6 protein-coding genes are annotated in these 5,031 nt (G+C 41.3%); 3 read left to right on the top strand and 3 right to left on the bottom strand.

Going from position 1 to position 5,031, the window contains the following annotated elements; genetic code table 11:
* Positions 1 to 166 precede the first annotated feature (166 nt).
* Positions 167 to 679, bottom strand: a complete 513-nt coding sequence (locus tag ACH2DQ_RS08755) for a GNAT family N-acetyltransferase (RefSeq protein ID WP_394915135.1) — start codon at positions 677 to 679, stop codon at positions 167 to 169.
* A 187-nt stretch (positions 680 to 866) separates the two neighbouring features.
* Between ACH2DQ_RS08755 and ACH2DQ_RS08760 the strand changes: the two genes are divergently transcribed.
* Entirely contained in the window at positions 867 to 1,772 is a 906-nt protein-coding gene (locus ACH2DQ_RS08760; protein WP_394915136.1) for a GNAT family N-acetyltransferase, read from the top strand.
* A 71-nt stretch (positions 1,773 to 1,843) separates the two neighbouring features.
* Here the strand turns inward: ACH2DQ_RS08760 and ACH2DQ_RS08765 are convergent, their stop codons facing one another.
* Together ACH2DQ_RS08765 and ACH2DQ_RS08770 are read right to left on the bottom strand one after the other, a co-directional pair.
* Entirely contained in the window at positions 1,844 to 2,608 is a 765-nt protein-coding gene (locus ACH2DQ_RS08765; RefSeq protein ID WP_394915137.1) for a nucleoside phosphorylase, read from the bottom strand.
* 33 nt (positions 2,609 to 2,641) lie between these two features.
* Positions 2,642 to 3,235, bottom strand: coding sequence for a TetR/AcrR family transcriptional regulator (locus ACH2DQ_RS08770; RefSeq protein WP_394915138.1), 594 nt, complete (start codon positions 3,233 to 3,235; stop codon positions 2,642 to 2,644).
* Between the two features lie 310 nt (positions 3,236 to 3,545).
* Here ACH2DQ_RS08770 and ACH2DQ_RS08775 point away from each other — a divergent pair, with 310 nt between their 5' ends.
* Entirely contained in the window at positions 3,546 to 4,796 is a 1,251-nt protein-coding gene (locus tag ACH2DQ_RS08775) for a competence protein CoiA family protein (RefSeq protein WP_394915139.1), read from the top strand.
* A 158-nt stretch (positions 4,797 to 4,954) separates the two neighbouring features.
* The coding region (locus ACH2DQ_RS08780) for a DUF6783 domain-containing protein (RefSeq protein WP_395026411.1) at positions 4,955 to 5,031 on the top strand (77 nt) is incomplete at its 3' end.

The raw sequence follows: 5,031 nt of genomic DNA on the forward strand, positions 1-5,031 counted from the left end.
GGTTCTTTCGTCGATATAAGGCTCCAATGCACTGTAGCTGTATGGCAGGGGATAATTTACAAAAGGATAGTGTTCGCTCAAAGGATCTGTTCCTTTTCTTTTTCTTCTATATATATGATGGAGAATCAAATACATAACAGGAAATGGGAAGTATCCAGATGGAAAACTAACAGAGATCTTTTTGCATAAAAACATCCGCATACTGGTTATGATTGTAACGGGGAATTTCATAGAAACCGTTTTTGCAATAAAGGGATATGGCGGAGCGGCTTTCCCGAGTTGAATCCAGAAGTATCTTTTGGTATCCCTGGTCAGCAGCAAACTGGATGGCATGGGTCAACAGTCTTCTGCCTAAGCCCATCCCCTGATATCTATTGTACACGTACATCATTTTTAATTCGCAAGCATCAGGAGCAAGTACTTTAACGGCACTGCATCCAATGATTTCACCGCCATCAGTCAGGCACCAGAATGCAAGAAAAGAGTGAGAAATATCGGTTATTGCCTTATGCCGTCCCAGGGGGTCAAAAGTTCTTCCTGATTCCGGCATACACTTCCGAAGAAATTGAAAAAGGTCTTTTTGAAGAATCGGGCTGTATTCCTGCAGCTGTACGCGTTCCGGGTTTCTTCTACGCTTACCGGCAGGTTGGCTTTCTGATAAATTCTGATGTGTTTTCATGTTTTCCCTCACAAGTTTTTTTGTTTATTATAGCAATGAATGTAAAAAAGAAAAAGAGATTTTATATATTATTGGATGCTTTGTGAATGAAAATAAGTTATAATAAAGAAAGGATAACCATCAGTTATGGAACGGCAATTATAATGATTAGTCTTAAATCAGCATGGGTCATAGAAGGGAGCAGGAAGTGGATAAACCAATCGATAAGAAGTGGGAAGTGAAAATTGTTCATCCGGAGGATACCGGGCTTCGCAGGGCCTATAACCGCCTGACGCAATCTGTTTTTGGTTTTCAGTTTGAGGAATGGTATCAGGAGGGATGGTGGAAAGACCAGCATGTACCCTATATGCTGGTATGGGATAATGAGGCGGCAGCGAATATTTCCGTAAATATTATGGAACTGAATGTATTCGGAGAGCGGAAGGTCTGCCTCCAGCTGGGGACGGTTATGACTGCAGAGGAATACCGGGGTCAGGGGTATGCCAGGCTGCTGATGGAAAAGGTACTGGAAACATACAGAGACAGTTATGATATGATTTATCTTTTTGCAAATGATACTGTATTAGACTTTTATCCCAGATACGGATTTGAGAAATTGACACAATTTTATTATGTGAAGGAAATCAGGATGGACCAGCCTCCAGATCAACAATATCATGTGCGGAAGCTGGAACTGGACAGAGTAGATGATAAAGAACTGGCAGTCAGATTTATGAAAAAGGGGAATCCCTTTTCCGGTCTGGCGATGGTTAACAATGCTGAACTGTATATGTTTTACGTAATGATGTCTGATGGAGAGCAGCTTTACTACATAGAAGAGCTGGAAGTTCTGGCTTTTGCAGAATATCAGGGTAACAGATTGATTCTGGCAGAGGTACTCTGTGAAAAATCTGTTGGGGCATCGTTATCACAGATTTTGGAAATATTGGCGAAGGATAAGATTACCCAGGTAGAATTGCAGTTTACACCAAAGGAGACAGACGGATATGAGATTAGAGAATTGACAGGGGAATGCACCTTATTCTGTACCGGCAGGGATACGGTATTATTTCGGGATAAGAAATGCATGTTTCCTATTTTATCGCATACCTGACAGGGGACATAACGAATTATAGCTTATATAGCGGGGCAGCGTTTTTCAACAGGAGACGCTGCCCCGCTTTGTTACAGTGCAATTGCACATTCCAATGCCAGTGCCATGTATTTCTCTGCATTTGACATTCCATAGAGTTCCAGATCACGGGGGTCCCAGCTGGTACAATCCAGGTTATCTGCACCATATAAAAATTGTATAAAAGGGATGTTTCGAAATTGTGCCGCAGCAAGCATTGAGGCATATTCCATTTCCACACCGATACAGCCATCTTTTTTCCGCTCGGCTATGCGGTCTGGCGTTTCCCTGTAAATGGCATCTGTTGTCCAGATTTTGCCCTTGACATAAGGGCAGTCTAATTTATCCAGACAGGAAGTAAGTATGGTGGTAGATATTGGATCAGCTGCCAGCTCAGGGGAAGGGGGTGCATAGTGGTAGCTGGTTCCTTCATCACGGACTGCAGAGGTGGGAACGATGAGATTGCTTCCAACTGCTCGATCGTCCAGGATTCCGCAGCAGCCGAACAAGACAAACTTCTGTGCACCCATGGCTACAATTTCCTCAAAGCCTGCAACACAAGCCGGACCACCTACTTTTGAAAGGTAGAAAGCAATGTTCTCTCCACCATAACAGATTTTATAAACAGGTGTTGGACCAGTGGCTGCGTATAGTTGGGCAATCATCTCTGCCCCATTAACGGAGGCAAACTTTTCAATCATTTCATTAGAAAAAGTAGATATACAGATCTTGGGAAAATCATGAATGGGTTTCACAGAATCCCAGGGATTAATAAATGCAGTCCGGGTTGAATCAAATTTTTCAAACGCAGTTGCCATAAGAACCTCCTTATTTATATAAATATTTTTTAGTTATGAAGCATTTACGGATGGCAGAAGCAGGAGTTTTACCTGTTCGGTAATGCGGTGGGGGATGTCTCTGTCAATGGGCATAAGCCGGCTGTACATACGTACTCCCTGATAAGAAAATACAATCATATCAAATACAGCTGTAATATCTACTTTCTTGAATTCCTTCCGGTCTATGCCATATTGTATGAATCTGCTCCACATTTCTTTGGAAAGCAGATATTGACGCAGCAGAGCATTGGGCGCAGCCCCAGACTGGGGAAGGCTGTAAAATTCGTAGATTGCAATACTCAATGAATTGCCGGAATCCAGCATTTCCATCTGGTAGCGTTCCAGAACGCTTTCAAGAATGGAGACAGCCGATTCATTTTGATTGATCTTTTCTGAAAACTCATCTTCCTGGTTCTTTAAAAGCACTTCTAAAATTTCAGCAAATATTTGCTTTGTACTGTCATAATGGCGGTATAAACCGCCGCGGCTGAGTCCGGTACAATCACAGATATCTTTCATTGTAACTTCTTTAAATCCCTTTTTAGCAAAAAGCGCATAAGAGTTATTAAGAATTAGTCTGCGGGTTTCGTTTCCTCTTTTGTTCATGGTATTTTCCTTTTTTAGTTTGAGCCAACTGTCCTTTTTTGCATAATTATAAAATGCAGAGAACAGCGGCTGGTTTTATAAGAGTTATAATAAATGCGACACATGTGTCTCTAAAAGCATTATAAGACACATGTGTCGCAAAGTCAAGGAAATGATTTTCACTAAACAGCTTATTTAAAACAAAAAAGAGATAAGTTGATAAAAAATGATCTGGTTGATTGATATTGAAGGAGGGGTATGCTAAATTATAAATAAATATTATTTACATATTTCAAATTTTGAACGGAATTTGTGATAAAGGAGCGATGTTATGATTACCCAGGAAAATGCTTTCTATAAAAATGAGCTGTGGTGTGTCTATGAATTAAAAGATGCTCAGGGAAATTACGATGAAGATACCAGGCTGAAAATGAGAAAAGCAAGCCAGAACAATGAGTTTGTATGTCCGGATTGCGGGGAACATCTGGTCCTGTGTGCCGGAAATAAAGTAGAACCGTATTTTCGTCATCATGAGAATGCAAATTGTCCGGTGCGGACTAATGGGCAGAGTACCAGGTATCTGCTGGCAAGGAGGCTGCTATTCCAGGCGGCGAAGCGTAGTTTTCCCAATGCGGTAATTACCTGCAGCAGACAGGGCGGTAAGTACGTATCTGATGTATTTATAAATGACGGTGACCTGAGAATGGTTCTGGAGTATGCGGGGCAGGATTTAAAACTGGATTTGTGGGAAAAGAAGCATGCACATTATCAGGAAGAGGGGATCATCGATCTCTGGTTCTTAAATGGCAGGAAATATGGGGATGATGTGATGGCAACTTTTGAATACCTGATCTATTCCTATCAGGGAATCCTATTGCTGCTGGATATGGAGGATCAGGAGCTTCGTCTGAAGCAACGCTGCGTAATCCCATTTAACCATTCAGAATGTATCTTTACAAAATCCTTTCCACTGGATAAGATTACTATAGACCCCTCGGGTAAAATCATCAGTGAGTATGAAATCTATAAAGAACATTACATAGAAGATGTGGAAGAAAACCTGAAAAGTAAAAAAAGGCTGTCCCAATATGATGCAGACTCCGGAATTTTTAATAAAAAGCCTTACCGGGATCCTGCTGCTCAAAAAGAGATCGTGCAGAAAGTGCTGCAGAAAGTGGATGAATCCTTAGCAGTTAATCGGGAATATAAGAGGCTTCATATGGAGTCCGTGAAGGAAAGGGAAATAAAAAGAGACGGTGGTAAGAACTTTAAATCGGACGGAACGCCAAGGCAGGGGACTTCGGACGGCAAACTCCACAGGCGCAGCCTGTCTTCGGAGGATGGTCCCCTGACAGCCAGAATGACGGCGATTGGTGAGTCCTGGGATCTGCCGCAGTTAATGGGTAACGAAGCCATGCTTCCAAAAGCCAGCAGCAACCGGAAGTCCTATCTGGAAAGTCTGAACAATAGACTTTGGAATACCTCGGATCAAAAAAAGCAGGAGCTTTTTATAACGAAAGCAGTGGAAAAAATTAATTCAGAATTGAAAATATATGCCTGGCACTGTTATAAGAGAGGCTGAATAGGAGATTATATCAGATAAATATTTCATACTATTTATCTGATATAATTATTTTATTATTTAAATGATTTAATATGACATACAGTTGTCATATTCATTGTTGTATACTTTAGTTACAAAATTAGAAAAAGATATGATGCTGATGCTCTAGAGCGTGTTTGAAAATTCATTCCCGCCATCTGCACGCCCCACTTAGCGGCATATTTGCCCCGAATTCAGGTTACGTAGTACGCTT

It is taken from the genome of Robinsoniella sp., from assembly GCF_034124845.1.

Excerpts from the sequence above, each read along its gene's own strand:
- ACH2DQ_RS08755 (WP_394915135.1), bottom strand. The coding sequence starts at position 679 with ATGAAAACACATCAGAATTTATCAGAAAGCCAACCTGCCGGTAAGCGT.
- ACH2DQ_RS08765 (WP_394915137.1), bottom strand. The coding sequence starts at position 2,608 with ATGGCAACTGCGTTTGAAAAATTTGATTCAACCCGGACTGCATTTATT.
- ACH2DQ_RS08770 (WP_394915138.1), bottom strand. The coding sequence starts at position 3,235 with ATGAACAAAAGAGGAAACGAAACCCGCAGACTAATTCTTAATAACTCT.
- ACH2DQ_RS08775 (WP_394915139.1), top strand. The coding sequence starts at position 3,546 with ATGATTACCCAGGAAAATGCTTTCTATAAAAATGAGCTGTGGTGTGTC.